Origin of the sequence: uncultured Jannaschia sp. (assembly GCF_947503795.1) — a bacterium.
Lineage (GTDB): Bacteria > Pseudomonadota > Alphaproteobacteria > Rhodobacterales > Rhodobacteraceae > Jannaschia.
Map to the genome: position 1 here is coordinate 2,131,699 of NZ_CANNEZ010000001.1, position 21,574 is coordinate 2,153,272.

At 70.7% G+C, this 21,574-nt stretch carries 22 protein-coding genes; 14 read left to right on the plus strand and 8 right to left on the minus strand.

The features are described from left to right. The first annotated feature begins 18 nt into the window (after positions 1-18). Genes Q0833_RS11120 through glmM form a run of 3 tightly spaced genes read left to right on the plus strand, consistent with a single transcriptional unit; the run spans position 19 to position 3,265 of the window. On the plus strand, positions 19-942 hold the full coding sequence (locus Q0833_RS11120) for a dihydroneopterin aldolase (protein ID WP_298434105.1): 924 nt from the start codon (positions 19-21) through the stop codon (positions 940-942). Then, positions 942-1,916, plus strand: coding sequence for a dihydropteroate synthase (gene folP, locus Q0833_RS11125; RefSeq protein ID WP_298434108.1), 975 nt, complete (start codon positions 942-944; stop codon positions 1,914-1,916). Before Q0833_RS11120 ends, folP begins: the two co-directional genes overlap by 1 nt. Continuing rightward, the gene (glmM, locus tag Q0833_RS11130; protein ID WP_298434111.1) at positions 1,913-3,265 is read left to right on the plus strand and encodes a phosphoglucosamine mutase; all 1,353 of its coding nucleotides are present in this window, start codon (positions 1,913-1,915) and stop codon (positions 3,263-3,265) included. The genes folP and glmM overlap by 4 nt, the downstream gene beginning before the upstream one ends. On the opposite strand, the gene chrA is transcribed toward glmM, so the two are convergent. The 5 genes from chrA to metZ all read right to left on the minus strand — a co-directional run bounded on the left by chrA (position 3,262) and on the right by metZ (position 8,107). Next, positions 3,262-4,509 carry a chromate efflux transporter gene (chrA, locus tag Q0833_RS11135; RefSeq protein WP_298434114.1) on the minus strand — a complete coding sequence of 416 codons (1,248 nt, stop codon included), beginning with the start codon at positions 4,507-4,509 and terminating at the stop codon, positions 3,262-3,264. The genes glmM and chrA overlap by 4 nt on opposite strands. Next, positions 4,506-5,156 carry a hypothetical protein gene (locus Q0833_RS11140; protein ID WP_298434117.1) on the minus strand — a complete coding sequence of 217 codons (651 nt, stop codon included), beginning with the start codon at positions 5,154-5,156 and terminating at the stop codon, positions 4,506-4,508. Before Q0833_RS11140 ends, chrA begins: the two co-directional genes overlap by 4 nt. 109 nt (positions 5,157-5,265) lie before the next feature. Next, entirely contained in the window at positions 5,266-6,306 is a 1,041-nt protein-coding gene (gene folE2 / locus Q0833_RS11145; protein ID WP_298434121.1) for a GTP cyclohydrolase FolE2, read from the minus strand. 123 nt (positions 6,307-6,429) lie between these two features. Next, on the minus strand, positions 6,430-6,921 hold the full coding sequence (locus Q0833_RS11150; RefSeq protein WP_298434123.1) for a GNAT family N-acetyltransferase: 492 nt from the start codon (positions 6,919-6,921) through the stop codon (positions 6,430-6,432). After that, positions 6,914-8,107 (minus strand): O-succinylhomoserine sulfhydrylase, encoded by a 1,194-nt coding sequence (gene metZ / locus Q0833_RS11155; RefSeq protein WP_298434125.1) that lies wholly within the window; start codon positions 8,105-8,107, stop codon positions 6,914-6,916. Before metZ ends, Q0833_RS11150 begins: the two co-directional genes overlap by 8 nt. Positions 8,108-8,342: 235 nt before the next feature. Between metZ and Q0833_RS11160 the strand changes: the two genes are divergently transcribed. From Q0833_RS11160 to dtd, 10 genes are all read left to right on the plus strand, one after another. Continuing rightward, positions 8,343-9,050 (plus strand): glutathione S-transferase N-terminal domain-containing protein, encoded by a 708-nt coding sequence (locus Q0833_RS11160; protein WP_298434127.1) that lies wholly within the window; start codon positions 8,343-8,345, stop codon positions 9,048-9,050. A 180-nt stretch (positions 9,051-9,230) separates the two neighbouring features. Further along, positions 9,231-10,115: a 5-bromo-4-chloroindolyl phosphate hydrolysis family protein gene (locus Q0833_RS11165; RefSeq protein ID WP_298434129.1), complete on the plus strand. Its 885-nt coding sequence runs from the start codon at positions 9,231-9,233 to the stop codon at positions 10,113-10,115. Between the two features lie 18 nt (positions 10,116-10,133). After that, positions 10,134-11,327 (plus strand): toxic anion resistance protein, encoded by a 1,194-nt coding sequence (locus Q0833_RS11170; RefSeq protein ID WP_298434132.1) that lies wholly within the window; start codon positions 10,134-10,136, stop codon positions 11,325-11,327. Positions 11,328-11,344: 17 nt separating this feature from the next. Continuing rightward, positions 11,345-12,277, plus strand: a complete 933-nt coding sequence (locus Q0833_RS11175) for a DUF2927 domain-containing protein (RefSeq protein ID WP_298434135.1) — start codon at positions 11,345-11,347, stop codon at positions 12,275-12,277. Between the two features lie 20 nt (positions 12,278-12,297). Beyond that, complete coding sequence (locus Q0833_RS11180) at positions 12,298-13,401, plus strand: SPFH domain-containing protein (RefSeq protein WP_298434138.1); 1,104 nt, start codon at positions 12,298-12,300, stop codon at positions 13,399-13,401. 81 nt (positions 13,402-13,482) lie between these two features. Beyond that, entirely contained in the window at positions 13,483-13,881 is a 399-nt protein-coding gene (locus Q0833_RS11185) for a hypothetical protein (protein WP_298434141.1), read from the plus strand. Further along, on the plus strand, positions 13,878-14,519 hold the full coding sequence (locus tag Q0833_RS11190; RefSeq protein ID WP_298434144.1) for a cytochrome b/b6 domain-containing protein: 642 nt from the start codon (positions 13,878-13,880) through the stop codon (positions 14,517-14,519). The genes Q0833_RS11185 and Q0833_RS11190 overlap by 4 nt, the downstream gene beginning before the upstream one ends. An 89-nt stretch (positions 14,520-14,608) precedes the next feature. Further along, on the plus strand, positions 14,609-15,703 hold the full coding sequence (locus Q0833_RS11195; protein ID WP_298434147.1) for a primosomal protein N' (replication factor Y) - superfamily II helicase: 1,095 nt from the start codon (positions 14,609-14,611) through the stop codon (positions 15,701-15,703). Between the two features lie 73 nt (positions 15,704-15,776). Further along, positions 15,777-16,679: a carbohydrate kinase gene (locus tag Q0833_RS11200; protein ID WP_298434150.1), complete on the plus strand. Its 903-nt coding sequence runs from the start codon at positions 15,777-15,779 to the stop codon at positions 16,677-16,679. Between the two features lie 9 nt (positions 16,680-16,688). Beyond that, a complete protein-coding gene (dtd, locus tag Q0833_RS11205; RefSeq protein ID WP_298434153.1) occupies positions 16,689-17,126 on the plus strand; it encodes a D-aminoacyl-tRNA deacylase in 438 nt (145 codons plus the stop codon). A 66-nt stretch (positions 17,127-17,192) separates the two neighbouring features. On the opposite strand, the gene otnK is transcribed toward dtd, so the two are convergent. Continuing rightward, complete coding sequence (gene otnK, locus Q0833_RS11210; protein ID WP_298434156.1) at positions 17,193-18,452, minus strand: 3-oxo-tetronate kinase; 1,260 nt, start codon at positions 18,450-18,452, stop codon at positions 17,193-17,195. A gap of 163 nt (positions 18,453-18,615) precedes the next feature. Here otnK and Q0833_RS11215 point away from each other — a divergent pair, with 163 nt between their 5' ends. Next, positions 18,616-19,983: an aminotransferase gene (locus Q0833_RS11215; RefSeq protein ID WP_298434159.1), complete on the plus strand. Its 1,368-nt coding sequence runs from the start codon at positions 18,616-18,618 to the stop codon at positions 19,981-19,983. Here Q0833_RS11215 and Q0833_RS11220 read toward each other — a convergent pair. Both Q0833_RS11220 and Q0833_RS11225 read right to left on the minus strand, forming a co-directional pair. Then, positions 19,980-20,648 (minus strand): thermonuclease family protein, encoded by a 669-nt coding sequence (locus Q0833_RS11220; protein ID WP_298434162.1) that lies wholly within the window; start codon positions 20,646-20,648, stop codon positions 19,980-19,982. The genes Q0833_RS11215 and Q0833_RS11220 overlap by 4 nt on opposite strands. A 13-nt stretch (positions 20,649-20,661) precedes the next feature. Continuing rightward, positions 20,662-21,537: an NAD(P)-dependent oxidoreductase gene (locus Q0833_RS11225; protein ID WP_298434166.1), complete on the minus strand. Its 876-nt coding sequence runs from the start codon at positions 21,535-21,537 to the stop codon at positions 20,662-20,664. Positions 21,538-21,574 lie beyond the last annotated feature (37 nt).

A 21,574-nucleotide genomic window follows, 5' to 3' on the forward strand; every position in this document is an offset into this window, starting at 1 on the left:
CCTTGGACCCTCTGCCCCATGTCCGACCGTCACGCCCGCGACCAGCATGCGCTGCGCCTCGCCTTCGCCGCCCCGCTCGACCGGGCGCGCGCGGACGCGTTGCCGCTGGACCGGATCTCGCTGCGCGAGCATGTCCGCGAGGTCGAGATCGGTGCCTTCCAGCTGGAACGCGGCGTATTGCAACGGGTCCGCTTCGACATCGTGGCCGAGGTCGTGCCTGACACCGAGGCGGTGCTGGGCGACGACGTGGACGGCATCCTGTCCTATGACACGCTGATCGAGGCGATCGATGTCGAACTCGAGGCGGAGCGCCTGAACCTGCTCGAGACGCTGGCCGAGCGCATCGCCGCCCGCGTCCTCCTGCACGACCGCGCCGCCCGCGTCTTCGTGCGGATCGAGAAGCTGGATCGCGGCCCGCATGTGCTGGGCGTCGAGATCGTGCGGTCCCGCGCCGCCGGTCCCGTGGTCCCCTTGGCCGAGGATGCGCCCACGCCGCGAATCGTCCTGCTGGCCGAAGGGGCGCAGGACGATCCCGCGCTGGGCGCGATGCTGGACCGGCTTGCGGGCGACCCGGTGCCCACCATCCTGATCGCAACGCCCGATTTCGACGCACCGCGCGCGGCCCACCCGATGCCCCAGCGCCGGATCGACCTTCTGGCGATGGAGCAGGCGGCCTGGCGGCTGGCGGCCCGCGACGATCGCTGCGTCGTTGTCGACAGCCGGACCGAGCTCGACTGGTCGATGCGCCGGGGCGGCATCACCCTCTGGGCGCCGTCCCGCATCGTGCTCGACGCGACCCATGGCCCCGAGAATGCCGACCCCGCAACGCTGGCCCGCTGGTTCGCGGCCGAGTTCGACGCGGTCGAGCTTGTCCTCCCCGGCCCGGCCGCGCCCGGCGGCTCAGTCCCCGAGCGGCAGGCCGGATCGCTCGACGCGGTCTGATGGCCTATCTTCTGCCCCTGCCCGCGCGGGACGCCGACGGCCCGAACCTCGCGGGCGGATGGCTGCGCTTCGATCGCGTCGCGCGGCTCGAACGGGGCCGCCCGCGCGAGGTCGTGCCCGTCTCTGACTGCGACGCGGCCGAACTCGCCCCCCTCATCTCCCCCCGGGCACCGGTCGCGGGCCTCACCTTCGATGCCCCGCGCGTCATGGGCATCCTGAACATCACGCCCGACAGCTTCTCGGATGGCGGCGCCCATCTCGCGGTGGAGGCAGCCACCGCCGCCGCCGAAGAGATGGCGGGCGCAGACATCCTTGACCTCGGTGCCGAGAGCACGCGCCCTGGCGCCGCCGAGATCCCCGCGGCCGAGGAGATCGAGCGGCTCGCTCCCGTCCTCGCCGCGCTCGGCGGCCGCCGGATCAGCGTCGACACCCGCAAGGCCGAGGTGGCCCGCCACGCCCTCGGGGCCGGGGCCGCGATGATCAACGACGTCTCGGCTCTGGCCTTCGACCCCGAGATGGCCGCCACCGTCGCGGCCTCGGGGGCGGCGATCTGCCTGATGCACAGCGTGGGCACGCCCGCGACGATGCAGGACGACCCGCATTATGGCGATGTCCGTCTCGACGTGTACGATGCGCTGGCGGACCGGATCGGTGCGGCACTCGCCGCGGGCATCCCGCGCGACCGCATCGTGGTCGATCCGGGCATCGGTTTCGGCAAGACGCAATCCCACAACCTCGCCCTCCTGCGCGATATCGGCCTGTTCCACGGGCTCGGCGTGCCGATCCTGCTGGGCGCGTCGCGCAAGCGGTTCATCGGCGATCTGGGCGCCGCGCCTGCGCCGCGCGATCGGGGACCGGGAACGCTGGCGGTGACGCTGGCATCCGTGGCACAAGGCATCCAGATTCACCGTGTGCACGACGTGCCCGAGACGGTGCAGGCGCTCGCGCTCTGGCGGGCCGTGACGGGAGAGTGAGCATGGGCCTGTTCGGGACCGACGGCGTGCGCGGGCGCGCCAACGAGGGCAATATGACCGCCGAGATGGCGCTGCGCATCGGGGCGGCGGCGGGGCGCTACTTCCGGCGCGACGCGGGCCATTCGCTGCATGCGCACCGGGTCGTCATCGGCAAGGACACGCGGCAATCGGGCTACATGATCGAGAACGCGCTGACCGCGGGCCTGACCTCGACGGGCATGAACGTGCTTCTGCTCGGGCCGGTCCCGACCCCTGCCGTCGGCCTCTTGGCGCGGTCGATGCGCGCCGATCTCGGCGTGATGATCTCGGCAAGCCACAACCCCGCCGACGACAACGGCATCAAGCTCTTCGGGCCGGACGGCTTCAAGCTGTCGGATGCCGCCGAGGCCGAAATCGAGCGCATGGTCGAGGAAGGGGTCCGCCCCGCCGAGGCGCAGAACATCGGCCGGGCCAAGCGGATCGACGACGGGCGCGGGCGCTATGTCGAATACGCCAAGACGACGATCCCCGCCGGCATGACGCTGGAAGGGCTGAAGATCGTGGTCGATTGCGCCAACGGGGCCGCCTACCGCGCTGCCCCAGAAGTGCTGGCCGAACTGGGCGCAACCGTCATACCGATCGGCGTCGCGCCGGACGGGCGCAACATCAACCGCGAATGCGGCTCGACCCATACCGACACGGCGGCGGCGGCGGTCGTCGCCCATGGCGCCGACCTGGCCATCTCGCTCGATGGCGACGCGGACCGGGTGATGATCCTCGACGCCGCCGGGCGCGTGGCGGATGGCGACCAGCTCATGGCGCTCTTCGCGGCGCGCTGGGCGGGCGAGGGTCGGCTCGCGGGCAACACGCTTGTGGCGACCGTGATGTCCAATCTCGGCCTCGAACGGCATCTCGCGTCGCAGGATCTCAAGCTTCACCGCACCAAGGTCGGCGACCGTCACGTGGTCGAGGCGATGCGCCGGGGCGGCTTCAACCTCGGCGGCGAGCAATCGGGCCATATCGTCATGACCGATTACGCCACCACCGGCGACGGCCTTATCGCGGGACTGCAATTTGCCGCCGAGATGGTGCGAACCGGGCGCCCCGCGTCCGAGCTGATGGACGTGTTCGAACCGGTGCCGCAGCGGCTCGACAACGTGGCCTATGCCAACGGCGCGAACCCGCTGGCCGCCGCCGGCGTGCAGACCGCCATCGCAGCGGCCGAGGACGCGCTGACCGGCAAGGGCCGCCTCCTGATCCGGGCGTCGGGGACCGAGCCGTTGATCCGCGTGATGGCCGAATGCGAAGATCCGGCCCTTTTGGATCGCGTCGTCGACGACGTGGCCGAGGCGGTCCGCGCCGCGGGCTAGACTCCCGCCAGATGCGCCGCCGCCCCGAGGGTCGCGGCCAGCACCAGCGTCTCGAAGAGGCCGCGCTTCAGGACCAGCAGCCAGACCAACGCGATCGCAGCCAAAGCGCCGGCGATCGGGTCGAAGGACGCCCAGTCGGGCACCGGCGGGCCGAACCCGCCCTCGTCCACCCGCCGGAAAAGGACGTGGATGGCAAACCAGAGCGACAGGTTCGCGATTACCCCCGCGACCGCCGCCGACACCATGTCGAGCGCGCCGCGCAGACGCGGCATCGCCGAGAGCCGATCGAGATGCGGCGCTCCCGCGAAAATCCACAGAAAGCACGGCGCGAAAGTCGCCCAGAGCGTCACGAGACCCGTCGCCGCCGCCACCGGCCAGCCCCCCGCCTGCGCCCCGCCCAGCCAGCCCGTGAACAGCGTCACGAGGATCAGCGGCCCCGGCGTCGTCTCGGCCAGGCCCAGCCCGTCGATCATCTGCTCGGGGCTCAGCCAGCCCTGTGCCTCGACCGCCGTTTGCGCCAGAGCGGCGAGCACGGCATAGGCGCCGCCGAAGCTAACGGTGGCGAGCCAGCTGAAGAACACCGCCGCCTCGGCCGGGACCGAACCGGGCGCCAGCGCCATCACCGCCAGAAGCGGCAGCCACCAGATCGCAAGCCAGGTCGCCACCGTTCGGACCGTGCCCGCGTGGCGGACGGGCGCATCCTCCGGCGCCGTGCCCGAGGGGCGCGCGAGCCCCAGCAGGATCGCCGCCCCCAGCACCGCCCAGAAGGGCGCGCCGAAGACGAAGAGCGCCGCGAAGGCCGCGACCGCGACGCCGAGCGCGACCGGCCCGCGCAACGCCTTGGCCCGGAGCTTCCAGAGCGCGCCCGCCACGATCGCCAGCGCCGCGGCCTTCACCCCGAGGAACGCCGCCTCGACGAGCGGCAGCCGCCCATAGCTCAGGTAGAGCGCCGCCAGCGCCGCCATCACCACCGCGCCGGGCAGTACGAAGAGCAGGCCCGCAAGAAGCCCCCCGGCCGTGCCGCGCAGCCGCCAGCCCGCGAAGGTCGCAAGCTGCATCGCCTCGGGCCCCGGCAGGAGCGAGCAGAAGCCCAGCCCCCGGAGGAACAGGTCCTCGTCGAGCCAGCGCGTCCGGTCCACCAACTCGCGATGCATCAGCGCGATCTGCGCCGCCGGTCCTCCGAAGGACAACACGCCGATGCGCCCGAAGACGGCCGTCATCTCGGCCCAGGACGGCACGGTCATGCCGACCGCCCGGCCAGCCAATCATCGACCAGATCGAGCGCGTCCAGCGGTGTCACAACCCGTGTCAGACGCCCGGCCAAAATCCGTTCGGGGCCGCCGGCAAGCTGCGCCAGCGCGGGATGATCGAGACCCGCCAGCGCCGCCATTTCGGCCGCCGTTCCGGGCACGGGTTCCGCGTCGCGCACCGCCAGCGCGGGCTCCAGCCAGTCCCGCGTGACCGGCAGGACCGAGGCGCGGCGATCCACGAGGCGCCGCAGCACCCAAAGCGCCGCGAGCTCGTCCCAGCCCGCATCCGCGGCCACGATCCAGCGCGCGGGCAAGTCCCGCGCTGTCATCAGCGGCAGCCCCGCGGCTACCCAGTCCAGATGGCCGCCGGTCATCGACAGGGCCGCTACGCCCCGCGCGCGAAGAAGACCCGCGCCGATCTGGCTCAGCTTGCCGCCCTTCTGGCAGGTGCAGACGGCCGGACCCGCGGGCAATGGCCCGTCCTCGAGCGCGGCCAGTGTGTCCGCGCGGGCGCCGGGAATGCGGCGCGGATCGGCGGCCGCATCCTCGTCGTCGCGCAGGTCGATCAGGACCGGCGCGTCGGGCGCGTGCAGGATCGTGGCAAGTGCTGCGGGGGTGATCGTGGTGTGGTCATGGGCCAAGGGGCATCCTCCGATTGAACGGTTTCTGGATGCGCGACTTGGGTCCGGGGACCTGTGGCGGGGTGTGCGCGACCCCGTGGCGAACCGTGCCACGGGCGCGCGGACGGGTCTAGCCCGGATGCACGAGCGTCCCGAAGAGACGCGGCTCGAGCGTCTCGGCGGCGAAGAGCGGGCCATGGGTCAGGACCGAGACCGCGTCATGGCTGTGCAGGCTCTCCTGATGCGAGGCGACGACGCGATGATCGCCGGTGCCCGCCAGCGCGGCAAGCCCTTCGGAGAAGAGGCGGACGGCGTCCTCCACGAAGATCGGGTTCGCGGCGTTGAGTTCGGCGAAGGCCTGCTCGTCCTCGCGCTTGACCATGACCTGCGTCTCGGTCGGCACGACGCGGCGGCACATGTCGATCACGTCCTCGATCGCCACATCGCCCGTCACCTCGATCGAAAGACGCGCGACGGAGCGCTGCGAATGCGGCGTGGCGAGCTGGCCCCGGGTGCGCCGCGCATGTTCCGACAGCTCCAGCGAACAGGGGCAGGTCGAGGAATAGACGTAATCGAGATGGATCATCCGGCGGCGCGTGTCCCCCGACCGGATCACCTCGAAGGCGGCATCGTAATACTGCCAGCCGGTCAGGCCCGAGCGCAGGCTCTCGACCTCGAGCGGCAGCGCGAAGCGCAGAAGGATGCGCGCGTCCTCGGCCCCGAGATCGGCGAGATAGGCGTCGAGCGCCGCATCCACCGCGTCGAACCCGGCCGCCCCTGCGGCATGGGCATAGAAGCTGCGCATGATGCGGCTCATGTTGATGCCCTTCCGGCCCGCCGCGAGGCTGACCGTGCCGGTGACCGACGCATCGACGCCGCGCGGCCCCGCGCGCGTCGGCACCTGAAGCGGCAGGCGGAAGTTCGAGATCCCGACATGCTGGATCGCGACATCCGCGCCCCGGATCAGGTCGGCGGGGCCGTTCTGCAGGTCGGGCAGCGTCGCGCGGTAGGCCTCGTCGGCCACCAGCGCCGGGTAGGCATCGGCGAGGATCGGGTAGGCCTCGGGCAGCGGCGCCCCCCCGGCCTCGGCATAGCGGCGAAGCGTCTCGAGCGCATCACGCACGTCGTCTTCGTCGGGCTGGCGGTCAATATCCGGTGCGTGGACGTTCATGGCCGTCCCTCCCTTCGGTTCGCGCATAGGCCGCATCATGTGGGGATTACGCGGCGGAATCCAAGCCCGATCCGACCGGGAGGGGGCCGAACGCGGGGCCCCGGCTGGACGGCAGGGACGCGTTCAGGCCGCGCGCGACGCGGTGCCGTGTCCAAGGTCGCGCATCATGTCGGTCGCCCGGATCGTCACGCCATCGCGGACCTGCGGCGCGGGGGCGACCACCGTCCAGCCCAGCCGTGCGAGGAACGGGCGCGCCAGGTCGCTGGCCCGCGCCGTCAGACGGGTGTGGCCCGCCGCGCGCGCGCCGTTCTCGAGGACCGCGAGCAGCGCATCGGCGGTGCCCTGCCCCCGTTCTTCGGGCGCGACGTAGGCGAGGTCGAGATAACCGTCGCCGCGCAACGTCATGAAGCCCACGGGCGCGCCGTCGCGCTCGGCCACGCGGACGGTCTGGTCGGCCAGGCGCTGCGCGAACGCCGCCACATCGGGCCGTGCGGGCAGCCACGCCACCCGTTCGGCGTCGTCGTAGCGGGGGGCCGCGCCCTCGTGGACGCCGCGCCAAAAGATCTCGATCAGCGCGGGCAGGTCCGCCGCCCGACCCTCGCGGATCTCAAGCATGGTCCAGCGCCCCCAGCACGTCGGCCAGGAGATCGCCCGCGTCTTCCAGCCCGCAGGACAGCCGGATCAGGCCCGGCGTGATCCCCAGCATCGTCTTCTGGTCATCGGGCAGCCGTTGATGCGTCGTCGTCGCCGGATGGGTCGCGATGGATTTCGCGTCGCCCAGGTTGTTCGAGATCAGCACAATTTCCAGCGCGTTCAGCACCCGGAAGGCGGCGTCCTTGCCACCGGTCACGTCGAAAGACAGGACGGTTCCCCCCTCCTCCATCTGCGCACGGGCGAGGTCACATTGGGGATGAGAGGCCAGATGCGGATGGATCACGCGGGCGAGCTTCGGGTGACCTTCGAGCGCCTCGGCCAGCGCGCGGCAGGTCGCGGCCTGCGCCCGGACGCGCAGGTCCATATGCTCCAGACCCTTCAGCATCACCCAGGCGTTGAAGGGCGACATGCTGCCGCCGGTGTGCTTGAGATAGGGCTCGGCCGTCTTGCGGATGAACTCGGTCGTCCCGCAGATCACCCCGCCCAGACAGCGCCCCTGCCCGTCCACATGCTTGGTCGTGGAATAGACGACGACATCCGCGCCGAGCTCGACCGCCCGGCTGAAGACGGGCGTGGCGAAGACGTTGTCGACGATCACCAGCGCGCCGACGGCATGGGCGAGTGCCGCGACACCGGCGATGTCGACCACTTCCAGCGTCGGGTTCGAGACGCTCTCGAAGAAGCAGGCCTTGGTGTCAGGCCGGATCGCGGCCTGCCACGCCGCAAGGTCGGTGCCGTCGATCAGCGTGACCTCGACGCCGTAGCGGGGCAGCACCTCGTCGAGGATATAGAGACACGACCCGAACAGCGCGCGGCCCGCCACGACGTGGTCCCCGGCCCGCAGCATCGAGACCAGCGCGCCGTTGACCGCCGCCATGCCGGAGGCGGTGGCGAAGGCGTCCTCGGTCCCCTCGATGGCGGCGATCCGGTCTTCGAACATCGCGACGGTGGGGTTGCCGTAGCGCGCGTAGATGAACTCCTCGCGGCATGCCTCGAGGAACCGTGCCTCGGCGGCTTCCGCACTGTCGTAGACGAAGCCCTGGGTCAGGAACATCGCCTCCGAGACCTCGCCGTATTGCGAGCGGCGGGTGCCCGCGTGGACGGCCTTCGTGCGGGGCGAGAGCGGGCGGTTGGACGTGTCTTTCATGGCGGACCTCTTCGGGGGCCGATGGCGTGTCACCAGAGTATCGAGGGAGGGCCACAGGCGTGCCCGATGCCTCTTTAGCGGAGTTGCGACCGGGTTTCCCCGATCAGAGGGCCGCAAGCTGGATCAAATCCCCTCGGGGACGGCGATAGCCCGCATCCGCCCCCCGGATCAAGTCACAAGCTTGCAACCGGGGCCACGGCCCGCCACCGTCGCCGCATCCCGCACGGAGGCCCCCATGTCCGATCCCATCGACCTCTATTTCTGGCCCACGCCCAACGGCTGGAAGGTCTCCATCGCCCTCGAGGAGATGGACCTGCCCTACAAAACGCATCTCGTGAACATCGGCGCGGGCGACCAGCACAGGCCGGACTTCCTCGCCATCAGCCCCAACAACCGGATGCCTGCCATCGTCGACCCCGATGGCCCCGACGGCGCGCCCATCGCCATCTTCGAGAGCGGCGCGATCCTGCAATACCTCGCCCGCAAGACCGGCACCTTCTGCGGCGCGACCGAGCGCGAGCGGATCGCGGTGGACCAGTGGCTGATGTGGCAGATGGGCGGCCTCGGACCGATGGCGGGCCAGGCGCATCACTTCCTGAAATACGCGCCCGCGATGGACCCGCCCAACGACCTGCTCTACGCCAAGGACCGCTACCGCGCCGAGACCGGGCGCCTCTACGGCGTGATGGACCGGCAGCTTGCCAAGTCGCGCTATATCGCGGGCGAGTGCTACTCGATCGCGGATATGGCCTGCTGGGGCTGGGCCTCGCTCTGGGAAGGGCAGCAGCAGACGCTCGACGACAAGCCCAACCTCGCGCGCTGGCTCGACGAGGTCGGCGCGCGCCCCGGCGTCATCGCGGGCCGCGCGCTCCATGCCGACCGGCGCGCGGCCGACCCCAAGGTCAATGCGCAGGCCAAGGGGCTGATGGCGGGCAAGGGCTAAGACGCGCATGTCCCGAGCTTCCTCTGGAACAACACCGCGTGCTTCGCGTAGGGTTCGCGGGACACGGCTGGGGAGTCACCGATGAAATCCGAGGGGCTGCAAAAGATCGCCTTCACGGCCCTCGCCGTGCTCGTCGCGCTGGCGGGCTCCGGCATGCTCGATGGCGGGGCCCTCTGATCCATGGCGCGACGGTTCGGCGGTGAATTCAGCCCCCAGGGCAAGACGGCGGCGGGCGGACCGCCGCCCGCGCCGTTGAAGCCTCCCATGATGGGCCGCGCGCGCACGTCGATCCTGATGGCGCTGGCCGTCATCCCCGTCATCGCCGCCTTCGTCCAGACCGGGGCCATTCCGCTGGCCGTCAACCTTCTGTCCGGGGCCGCGATCTTCGGCTCGGCGATCCTGACGCGCGAAGGGCTCAAGGCCGAGGCCGCATGGGCCGCGCGCCGCATCGCCCGCCGCCCCGCCGTGCCGCGCAAGATCTTCGGGGCCGTCCTGATCGGCGTCGGCGTCGCGCTGGGGGCGATGACGGGCTTCGGCGGCCTCGTCGCGGGCGTCATCTACGGCATCGTGGCCGCGGCGCTTCATCTGGTGTCCTTCGGCCTCGACCCGATGTCCGACAAGGGGATGGAGGGCGTCGACGCCTTCCAGACCGAGCGCGTCGCCCGCACCATCGAGGAGGCCGAGACCCATCTCGCCGCGATGGAGGACGCCGTGTTGCGCGCCAGGGATCGCGAGGCCGAGGCCCGCGTCGCCTCGGTCGCCGCCAAGGCCCGCGCGATGTTCCGCACCGTCGAGGACGACCCCCGCGACTTGACGGCGGCGCGCAAGTTCCTCGGCGTCTACCTGATGGCCGCGCGCGACGCGACGGCCAAGTTCGCCGACCTTTACGCCCAGACGCGGGATGCCGGCGCCAAGACCGAGTATTTCGCCCTTCTGGACGACCTCGAGCGGGGGATGGACGCCAAGCGCGAGACCCTGCTCGTCACCGACCGCACCGACCTCGACGTCGAGATCGAGGTGCTGCGCGACCGCCTGAAACGCGACGGCCTGCCCGTCCGAGACTAGACCAACCGGAGAGACCGCATGGACACGACCACTCGCCAGAAGGCCGCCGAAGACGCATCCGAGATCGCGGCCGTCACCGCCGTCACCCTGCCTGAGCCGGGCGGCGCGATCGTCCCGCTGGACCAGGCCCCCGCCCCCGTCGCGGCCGATATCCGCAAGCGGATGGACGAACTCGATATGACCGACACCCAGTCGATCATCGAATTCGGCTCGTCGGCGCAGGCCGAGTTGCAGCAGATCAGCCAGGCCATGCTGCAGGACGTCAAGAACAAGGATGTCGGCCCCGCGGGCGATTCCCTGCGCGGCATCGTCAGCACGATCCGCGGCTTTTCCGTCTCCGAACTGGACGTGCGCCGCAAGCGGTCCTGGTGGGAGAAGCTTCTGGGCCGCGCCGCACCCTTCTCGAAGTTCGTTAGCCGGTTCGAGGACGTGCAGGGCCAGATCGACAAGGTGACCGACGACCTCCTCAAGCACGAGCATGTGCTCCTCAAGGATATCAAGTCGCTCGACAAGCTCTACGAGAAGACGCTCGATTTCTACGAGGAGCTGGGCCTCTACATCTCGGCGGGCGAGGCCAAGCTGGCCGAGATCGACGCGACCGTGATCCCCGCAAAGGAGGCCGAGGTCGAGGCCGCGCCCGAGGATCAGAAGATGATCCAGAGCCAGGAGCTGCGCGACCTGCGCGCCGCCCGCGACGATCTCGAGCGCCGGGTCCACGACCTCAAGCTGACGCGGCAGGTGACGATGCAGTCCCTGCCCTCGATCCGGCTGGTGCAGGAGAACGACAAGAGCCTCGTGACCAAGATCAACTCGACCCTCGTGAACACGGTCCCGCTGTGGGAGACGCAGCTGGCACAGGCCGTCACCATCCAGCGCTCGCGCGAGGCCGCCGAAGCCGTGCGTGATGCCAACGACCTGACCAACGAACTCCTGACCTCGAACGCCAAGAACCTGCGCGAAGCGAACTCCGTCGTCCGCCAGGAGATGGAGCGCGGCGTCTTCGACATCGAGGCCGTGCGCCAGGCCAACGAGGACCTCGTCGCGACCATCAACGAAAGCCTCCAGATCGCCGACGAGGGCAAGGCCCGCCGCGCCGCCGCCGAGGAAGAGCTCGAGAAGATGGAGCGCGAATTGCGAGAGACGCTGGCCTCCGCCTCGGCCCGCCGCGACGGCGTCGGCGACAACACGGGCACGTCGGTTCCCACGGCGTGAGGCACGCCCGGCGGATCATGGCGGCGCTTCTCGGCGCCGCCCTCGCGACCTCGGCCTGCCAGCCGGTCGCGACCCCCGTCGATCCGTCGCCGACCCCGACCGCACGCCCCGCCGTGCCCGTCTCCAGCGCCGGCCCCTCGGCCGAAAGCCAGGCCGCCGCAGCCTTCTACCGCCGGATCGAACGGCGCCTCCTGACCGAAGGCCTGCTGCGCCGCGACGGCGGCGGCCCCGACACGGCCTATGGTGCGACCGAGCTGGCGCGCAATTTCGAGCGGATCGCGCTGTTCTCCGAATACACGCAGATCGGCGGGCGCTACGTGGCCCAGCAAAGCCGCGCCCAGCTTCGCCGCTGGGACGGACCCGTCCGCCTCCAGCTCCATTTCGGCGACAGCTCCGATTCCGCCACCCGCGAACGAGACAGCCTGCGCGTGCGATCCTACGTCGCCCGCCTGCGCCGCCTGACCGGCCATCCGATCAATGTCGTCAACTCGGGCGGCAACTATCACGTCTTCGTCGTCTCGGTGGACGAACAGCGCCGCCTCGGCCCGGCCATCAGCCAGCTTGAGCCCGGCCTCAGCCGCGGCACGGTGCGCGAGATCACCAATCTCGACCGCAACACCTATTGCGCCGTCTACGCCTCCTCGACCGCCGACCGGCCCAACACCTACGTCTCCGCCATCTCGCTGATCCGGTCCGAGCACCCGGACCTCATGCGCCTGTCCTGCTACCACGAAGAGATCGCGCAGGGCCTGGGCCTCGCCAATGACAGCCCCTCCGCGCGCCCGTCGATCTTCAACGACGACGAGGAATTCGCGCTCCTGACGACCCATGACGAAGAGCTTCTGACGATGCTCTACGACCCGCGGCTCTCGATCGGCATGAACGCCGCGCAAGCCCGCCCCATCATCCAGCGCATCGCGTCCGAACTGCGGCCCGCCGGCCCGGTCTGACGCGCTCAAGGGAGGTCCCCATGCCCATCTTCGACTTTCTCTCCGGCCAGTTCATCGACGTCATCGAATGGACGGACGACACCCGCGACACGCTCGTCTACCGGTTCGAGCGCCACGGCCACGAGATCAAGTACGGCGCCAAGCTGACCGTCCGCGAGGGCCAGGCCGCCGTGTTCGTCCACGAGGGGCAGCTCGCCGACGTCTTCATGCCCGGTCTCTACATGCTCGAGACCAACAACATGCCGATCATGACGACGCTCCAGCATTGGGATCACGGGTTCAAATCGCCCTTCAAGTCCGAGATCTACTTCGTCTCGACGACCCGCATGACCGATCTCAAATGGGGCACCAAGAACCCGATCACGCTGCGCGACCCGGAGTTCGGCCCCGTCCGCCTGCGCGCCTTCGGGACCTATTCGATCAAGGTCGGCGACCCCGCGAAGTTCATGACGGAAATCGTCGGCACCGACGGCGAGTTCACCCGCGACGAGATCCAGTTCCAGATCCGCAACATGATCGTGCAGGCCGCCTCCCGAGCGCTCGCCGGAAGCCGTATCCCCGTCCTCGACATGGCCGCGAACACCGACGATCTCGGACGCATCGTGGCCGAACAGATCAGTGCGACGATCGCCGAGTACGGCCTCACGGTGCCCGAGCTCTATATCGAGAACATCTCGCTGCCGCCGGCCGTCGAGGCGGCACTCGACAAGCGCACCTCCATGGGGGTTCTGGGCGATCTCGACCGCTACCGCGACTTCGCCACGTCCGAGGCGATGCAGACCGCCGCCGCCACGCCGAACTCGGGGATGGGCGCGGGGCTTGGCATGGGGATGGGCATGGGCATGGCGCAGCAGATGGCCAATCCCGGCCCTTGGGGCGCGGCGCCCGCCGCCGCACCGCCGCCGCCCCCGCCGGTCGAGCATGTCTGGCATATCGCCGAGAACGGCGCGACCAAGGGCCCGTTCTCCAAGGCGCGGCTCGGACGGATGGTCGCCGATGGCGAGGTCACGCGCGAGACGCTGGTCTGGACCCAAGGCCAGGACGGCTGGATGACGGCCGAGGACGTGACCGAGCTGGCGCAGCTCTTTACCGTGATGCCCCCGCCCCCGCCCCCGGCGGGCTGAGGACATGCGGGACGCGATCGTTCCCGACGCCCCGGCCGAGGCCACGCGGCGCACCGGCGTCCGCCCGGCCATGCGCGCGGCATGAGCCGGGGCCCGGCCGCCCTCCGCCCCGTGGTGATGGCGCTGCACTGGACCGCGCTCATCGCGATGGTGGCTTGGCTCTTCGGGGCGCTGCCGGGCTGGGCGCTGGCCCTCCACGCGCTCGGCTGGGGCACGATCACCGCCGTCTTCGGCCTGCGCGGCGGCCCCTCGCCCGCGCTCAAGGGCGCGCTCCGCCGCGTCGCGCATCTCGCCCATGCGGTCCTTCTCGCGCTCTACGGTCTCGCGGCACTTGCGACCGCGCTCGACCTTGCCGCCGCCCGCGCTCTCGTGCTCGCCACGCTCGCGGCAGCCGCCCTCCACGCCGTCTTCAACCTCTGGCGCGCCTCCGTCCTCGGCGACGGCGCCCTTCGCCGCATCACGCCGAAGGTGCTGCATTGACCCGCGCACCCCACCCGTCCTCTGGCCCGAAATACCTTCGGGGGTTCTCCAAGGGGGCGGACGGCCCCCTTGGGCGGGGGAGCGCGAGGGGGCGGGCCCCCTCGCCCCGCTTCACCCGCCGCACCTGGCTGAAGCTGATCCACTGGACGACGGTCCCGTTCTTTGTCTGGTTTCTCCTCGTCACCCCCGCCCATGTCGCATCATGGGGCTGGGCCTGGGTCGAGCTGCATTCGGTCTTCGGCCTGGTCTTCGTCAGCCTCGCCCTCATCTGGACGGCCGATCTCGTGATCCGCGGCCTCGCCTCGCGCCCCGGCCCGAAACTGCGCGGCACCGCGCGCGCGATCCACCGCCCCCTCCATCTCGCGTTGATCTGGGGTCTTTTCGGCGTGGCCTTCACGGGCTTCCTCCTCGGGCTCACGGCCAGCCGGACGCTCTTCGCGGGCACCGTCCTGCCCATCGCGCCGCCCCTCGGCCTGCCCGAGGCCAACCGCTGGGCCGGCACGCTGCACACGGTCGAGTTCTACGCCGTGGCCGCCATCGCCGCGATCCACGTCGCCTATCACCTCTGGCGCCATCTGTGGCTGCGCGACAACGCGCTGCGGATCATGGTGCCGCGCGCCCTACATCGGTTCCTATGAAGATCCCGACCGTCCGCGGCGCCCCGCGCCCGCCCGAAATTCCCAAGACGGAAGAGCATCGCTTCCCGTGCGACAATTGCGGCGGCGACATGCGCTTCGATCCCGGCGGCGACCGGATGATCTGCGACCATTGCGGCAATATCGAAGGGCTGGGCCGGGCCAACCCCGCCGCCATCCGCGAGATCGACATCCGCGCGGGTCTCGACCGCGGCGGCGCAGAGACCGAGGAAACCCGCGTCCTCTCCTGTCCGAACTGCGGCGCGCAGGTCGAATTCGACCCGGCCATCCACGCTGCCGAATGCCCGTTCTGCGCCACGCCCGTCGTCACCGACACGGGCACCAACCGGCATATCAAGCCCGCGGCACTCGTGCCCTTCGGCCTCGACGAAGCGACCGCCCATGCGGCGATGAACGACTGGCTGGGCTCGCTGTGGTTCGCGCCGAACGGCCTCCAGAAATATGCCCGCAAGGGGCGCAAGATGTCGGGCGTCTACGTCCCCTACTGGACCTTCGACGCCCAGACCGACAGCGCCTATGCCGGTCACCGGGGCGACACCTACTACGTCCGCCAGACCGTCATGCGCGACGGCAAACCCGTCTCGGTGCAGGTGCCCAAGATCCGCTGGACGCCCAAGCGGGGGCGCGTCCGGCGCTTCTTCGACGACGTCACGATCCTCGCCTCGACCTCGCTGCCCAAGCGCCACACCGACGCGCTGGAGCCGTGGGATCTCGCGGCGCTGGCGCCCTACGCGCCCCAGTTCCTCGCGGGCTTCCGCGCCGAAGCCTACCGCGTCGAGCTCGAGGACGGGCTGACCGAGGCGCGCGCGCGCATGGATGCCGTCATCGCGCGCGACGTGCGGATGGATATCGGCGGCGACCAGCAGCGGATCACCTCGATCGACACGCGCCTGTCCAACGTCACATTCAAACATGTCCTGCTGCCCGTCTGGGTCGCGGCCTACAAGTATCGCGGCCAGTCCTTCCGCTTCGTCGTCAACGGCCAGTCGGGGCGCGTCCAGGGCGAGCGGCCTTATTCCAAGTGGAAGATCGCACTCGCCGTCATCGCCGCACTGATCGTCGCGGCCATCGCGCTCTTCATCTATGCGGCGGCCGAGGGCGGCGGCATCTCGACCGGGGGCCTCTCGCTGCCATCGGGTGGCGGCGCGGGCTGGCTGTCGGAGTGACCGGCAATCCGGTTGGCCCCGGCGCGCGGGGGGCCTAGGGTCCGCGCGGATGACACGGACGGGAGGCCGAGGGATGATCCTCTGCGCGGGCGAGGCCCTGATCGACATGTTGCCGCGCGAGACGGCGGACGGGCCGGGCTTCTACCCGGCCACCGGCGGCGCGGTGTTCAACACGGCCATCGCCCTCGGGCGGCTCGGCGCGCCCGTGGGCCTGCACACCGGGCTTTCGACCGATCTCTTCGGCACGCGGCTGGCCGATGCGCTCGCCGCTTCGGGCGTGACCGACCGCACCGCGCGCTCGGACCGGCCGACCACGCTGGCCTTCGTGACCCTGACCGACGGGCAGGCGGAATACGCCTTCTACGACGAGGGTACGGCCGGACGGATGCTGTCGCCCGTGGACGCGCCCGACATGCGCGGCGTCACGGCGCTCTTCGTCGGGGGTATCAGCCTCGCGGTCGAGCCGTCGGCCCAGGCCTACGAGGGGCTCGCCCTCGGGCACCAGAACCTGCCCCTGATGATCGACCCGAACATCCGCCCCGATTTCATCGCCAACCCCGTTACCTACCGCGCCCGGCTCGACCGGCTGCTCGGCGCCGCCGATATCGTCAAGCTCTCGGATGAGGACATGGCCTGGCTCGGAACCGATCCGGCAGAGGTTCTGGCCCGCGGCGCGCGCATCGTCCTGCTGACCGAAGGGTCCAAGGGCGCGACCGCGATCACCGCGGAAGGCAAGATCCACGTCCCCGCCATCCGGGCCGAGGTCGTCGACACCGTGGGCGCGGGCGACACGTTCAACGCGGGCGTCCTCGCCGGGCTGCACCGCGCGGGCGCCCTGACCAAGGCGACACGCGACGCGGACGCCCTGCGCACCGCACTCGAGCTGGGCGTCGCCGCCGCCGCGATCACCGTCGCGCGCGCCGGGGCGAACCCGCCCTGGGCCGAGGAACTGAACCTCGCCGATGCCGAGAGCTGAGGTCCGGCGATGAAGGCCCTCGTCCAGCGCGTCACCGAGGCACGGGTCGAGATCGACGGCGCGGTCGCCGGGCGCTGCGGCCCCGGCCTCCTGATCCTCGTCTGCGCGATGCAGGGCGACGCCGAGACCAGTGCCGAACAGCTCGCCGGCCGCATCGCCAAGCTGCGGATCTTCCGCGACGATGACGGACGCATGAACCGCTCGCTCCTCGACACCGGCGGCGGCGCACTCGTGGTCAGCCAGTTCACGCTGGCCGCCGACACGTCGCGCGGCAACCGCCCCGGCTTCTCCGCCGCCGCCTCACCGGACTTGGGCGAGCATCTCTACGAACATTTCGTCGCGGCACTGCGGGCCGAGGGCGTCACGGTCGAGACCGGACGCTTCGGCGCGGACATGGCAGTGCACCTGGTCAATGACGGACCTGTGACGATCCCGATCGAGCGCTGAGGCGCGGGTCCGATCTCGCGCTGACGCGAGGGTCCGATTTCGCACTGAGGCGTGCGCCGGGGTGCATCACTCGGCGGCCGCGGCCCCCGTTTCCAGCATCTCGAACGCCTCCGCGAAGAACCGCTCCGAGCCGAAATTGCCCGATTTCAGCGCCAGCGCCGTATCGTCATTCGTAAAGCACCACGGCACGCCGGGCGCGATCTCCGGGCCGATGCGCAGGCTCTCGACCTCCAGAGCGCGTGTCACGGCACCCGACGTCTCACCGCCCGCGACCACGATCCGGCCTACGCCCATCTCGCGCGCATCGCGGGCCAGTTGCGCCAGCGCATCCTCGACCAACGTGCCCGCGCGGGCCACGCCCAGCGCCTCCTGCGCGGCGGCGACGGTCTTGGGCTCGGCGGTCGCGAAGATGATCTTCGGGGCGTCGACCGGCTGCGCCGCGAGCCATGTCCGCGCCGCCGCGAGCCCGCCCTTCGCCAATTCCATCGGGTCCAGCCGGTAGCCCGACGCGCCCGCATCGATATACGCCCCCACCTGCGCCCGCGTCATCGCCGAGCACGAGCCCGAGAGAACGATCTGCCCGCCCCCGGCCTCCGGCAAATCGGCGGGCGCCGCGAGCCCCGCGCCCGCGTCGCGCCAGAGCGCCGGCAGCGGTTGCGCGATCGCCGAGCCGCCGCAGACCAAGTCCGCGCCCTGCACCGCCTCGGCGATCACGGCGAGATCGTCGCCTTCGACCGCGTCCACCACCACATGCCCGCGCAGGTCGTCCAGTGCCGCGCGCACCGCCGCCGCCCCCGCCCGTACGGTCGGAAACGCGATCAGCCCCGTCTCGCGCGCGACCTGCGGCGCCAGCAGCCGCTCGAGCGACGAGTCCCGCATCGGGGTCAGCGGGTGATCCTTCATCGGGCTCTCGTGCAGGGGCAGTTCGCCCACGTAGAGATGCCCCATGAACACGCGCCGCCCGTTCTCGGGGAAGGCGGGGCAGTGAATGGCCCGGTCGAGCCCCAGATCGGACATCAGCGCGTCGGCCACCGGGCCGATATTCCCGCGCGGCGTCGAATCGAAGGTCGAGCAGTACTTCCAGAAGATCCGCTCGGCCCCCTGCGCGCGCAGCCAGCGCAGCGCCGCCCGCGCCTCGGCCACGGCATCCTCGGGCGGGACGGTCCGGATCTTCAGCGCGATGACCTCGAAGGCCGTCGCCTCGGTCGGGCCCTCGGGCACACCGATCCGAAGGGTCACGGCCACGCCCGCACGCGACAGCATCGCGGCGAGGTCGGTCGCCCCGGTGAAATCGTCTGCGATCGCTCCAAAGAACGTGGATGACATGGCGGACCTCCCGGGGTCCGATCCTGACGGGCGCGCCAAGCCATTGAAAGTGCGCGCCCCTCCGGCGGCGCCCTTTCCGGCCAGATGATGCAGGAAGGTCGCGGATGGACGGCGCGAAGGCACGGGCGTAGCGTCGTGCAGACCCTCTTCCAACGGTGATCCCATGCCCGACACGACCCTGCCGAACTCCTGGGACGCGCGCGCCCGCGCCCACAGCTTCTTCGGCTTCACCGACCTCCCCTCGATCGAGGCGCGTGGTACCGTCGTCGTCACCCATGGCGAGGGGCCCTACGTGATCGACACCGAAGGGCGGCGCTATCTCGACGCGAATTCCGGGCTCTGGAACATGATCGCGGGCTTCGACGACCCCGACCTGATCCGCGCGGCGCAGGACCAATACGCAAAGTTCCCCGGCTACCACGCGTTCTTCGGACGCATGGCCGACACCACGGTCGAGCTGTCCGAAAAGCTGGCGGCGGTCGCCCCCTTCGACGGCGCGCGGACCTTCTACACGAATTCGGGGTCCGAGGCGAACGACACCATGGTCAAGATGCTGTGGTTCCTCCACGGCGCGGAAGGCCGGCCCCAGCGCCGCAAGATCCTGACCCGCGTGAACGCCTATCACGGGGTCACCGCCGTTTCGGCGTCGATGACCGGCAAACCCTACAACTCGGTCTTCGGCCTGCCGCTGCCGGGCTTCGTCCACCTGACCTGCCCGCATTACTGGCGCGAGGGCCGCGAGGGCGAGAGCGAGGCCCAGTTCACCGCCCGCCTCGCCGCGGAACTGGAGGAGGTGATCGCCCGCGAAGGCGCCGACACCATCGCCGGGTTCTTCGCCGAGCCAGTGCAGGGCGCGGGCGGCGTCATCCCGCCGTCCGAGGGCTATTTCGACGCGATCCTTCCGATCCTGCGCGCCCACGACATCCCCGTCATCGCCGACGAGGTCATCACCGGCTTCGGGCGCACGGGCGAGATGTGGGGTTGCCAGACCTACGGCTTCACCCCCGACGCCATCATCGCGTCCAAGGCCCTGACGGCGGGCTATTTCCCCATGGGCGCCGTCATCCTCGGCCCCGAACTGGGCGACCGGCTGCAGCGCGCGACCGACGCGATCGAGGAATTCCCCCACGGCTTCACGGCCTCGGGCCACCCGGTCGGCTGCGCCATCGCGCTGAAAGCCATCGAGCTGGTCGAGGGCGGGCTTCTCGACAACGTCCGCCGCCTGACCCCCGCCTTCGAGGCCGGTCTCGCCCGGCTGGCCGAACACGAGCATATCGGCGAATGGCGGGGCCGCGGTTTGATGGGCGCGCTGGAGGCCGTCAAGGACAAGGCCACCAAGACGCCTTGGGACGGCGATCTCTCGGTGTCCGAGCGGATCGCGAACACCTGCACCGATCACGGGCTGATCTGCCGTCCACTGGGCCAGTCGATCGTGCTTTGCCCGCCCTTCATCACCACCGACGCGCAGATGGACGAGATGTTCGACAAGCTGGGCGCGGCCCTCGACGAGGTCTTCGCGGGTCTGGGCTAGGGCCCGGTCTGCGCCTGCTTGGCGCGGAGATAGCGCAGCTTCTTGCGCAGCTCCGGGTCTTCCAGCCGCGCGAACGCGCCGCCCGAGAAGAGCGGCCAGTCGAGCGCCAGTCCGCGCCGCACGAGCTCGCCCGCGATGTCCTCGTCGTCGCCTCGATAGCAGCGCGCGACATAGCGGTCATAAGACACGTCGCCCGTCAGCACGGCGGTGATCGTCTGCCCCTTGCAGATGTCGATCATCGCCCATTTCGCCTTCTGGCCCCACGGCTCGTCCAGTTCGGGTGCGTCGATCCCCCAGAGGCGCAGGCGCACCCGCCCGATGATGATGGTGTCGCCGTCGATGACGTGCACCCGCCCGCGCAACTCGCGCCCGGCGATGGGATGCGGCAGCGGATGGGGCCGCGGCGCCGGGTCGGTTGACGGGACCGTCCGGGTCGCGCTGCGCGTCCGATGGGGGAAGCCGCTCGGCTCGCGCCAGGTGGCCGGGTCGTCATGGACAGGCGGGCGCCTCGGGGACCGAAGGCGCGGGCGCTCAGGGGACCGGGCGGGCGGGGCCGCGCGCCGGCCGGACGACCGCATCGACGCCCCCGCGACCTTCGCCACGAGCAGGATGATCCCGCCCAAGGCGAAGAACAGGATGACCGCAGAGGCGCCGTCGCCGTCCATCGCCGGGCGAGGATCAGTCGGCCAGCTTGTTCAGCCGCGCCACGAGGCTCGACGTGTCCCAGCGGCCGCCGCCCATCGCCTGCACGTCCTTGTAGTACTGGTCGATTAGCGCCGTGCCCGGCAGGGACGCGCCGATATTCTCGGCCTCCGACAGGCAGATCCCCAGATCCTTGCGCATCCAGTCCACCGCGAAGCCGTGCTCGAATTCGCCGTCGAGCATCGTCTCGTGGCGGTTCACCATCTGCCACGATCCGGCGGCGCCGCCCTGGATCACGTCGATCACCGCGCGACCGTCCAGCCCCGCCTTCTGGGCGAAGGCGATCCCTTCCGAGAGGCCCTGCAACAGGCCCGCGATGCAGATCTGGTTCACCATCTTGGTGAGCTGGCCCGCGCCCACCTCGCCCATGCGGCGCGACTGCTTGGCATAGGCCGCCATTACCGGCTCGGCGCGGGCGTAATCGGCCTCGGCCCCGCCGCACATGATGACGAGCTGGCCGTTCTCGGCCCCGGCCTGCCCGCCCGAGACCGGCGCGTCGACATAGGCGATCCCGGCCGCCGTGGCCGCTTCGGCCAGTTCGCGCGTGACCTCGGCCGAAACGGTCGTGTGATCGACGAAGACCGTGCCCTCGGCCATGCCCGCGAAGGCCCCGTCCTCGCCCAAGCAGACCGAACGGAGGTCATCGTCGTTCCCGACGCAGGCCATGACCATCTCGGCCCCCTCGGCCGCCGCACGCGGCGTCGCGCCGTGGCCGCCGCCATGCTCGGACGCCCAGGCCTCGGCCTTGGCGGCGGTCCGGTTGTAGACCGTGACGTCGTGCCCCGCGCGGGCCAGATGCCCGGCCATCGGCCCGCCCATCACGCCCAGTCCCAGAAATGCAAGCTTCGCCATGGGGCCACCCTTTCATCCGGTTGTACGCGGGGTTAGA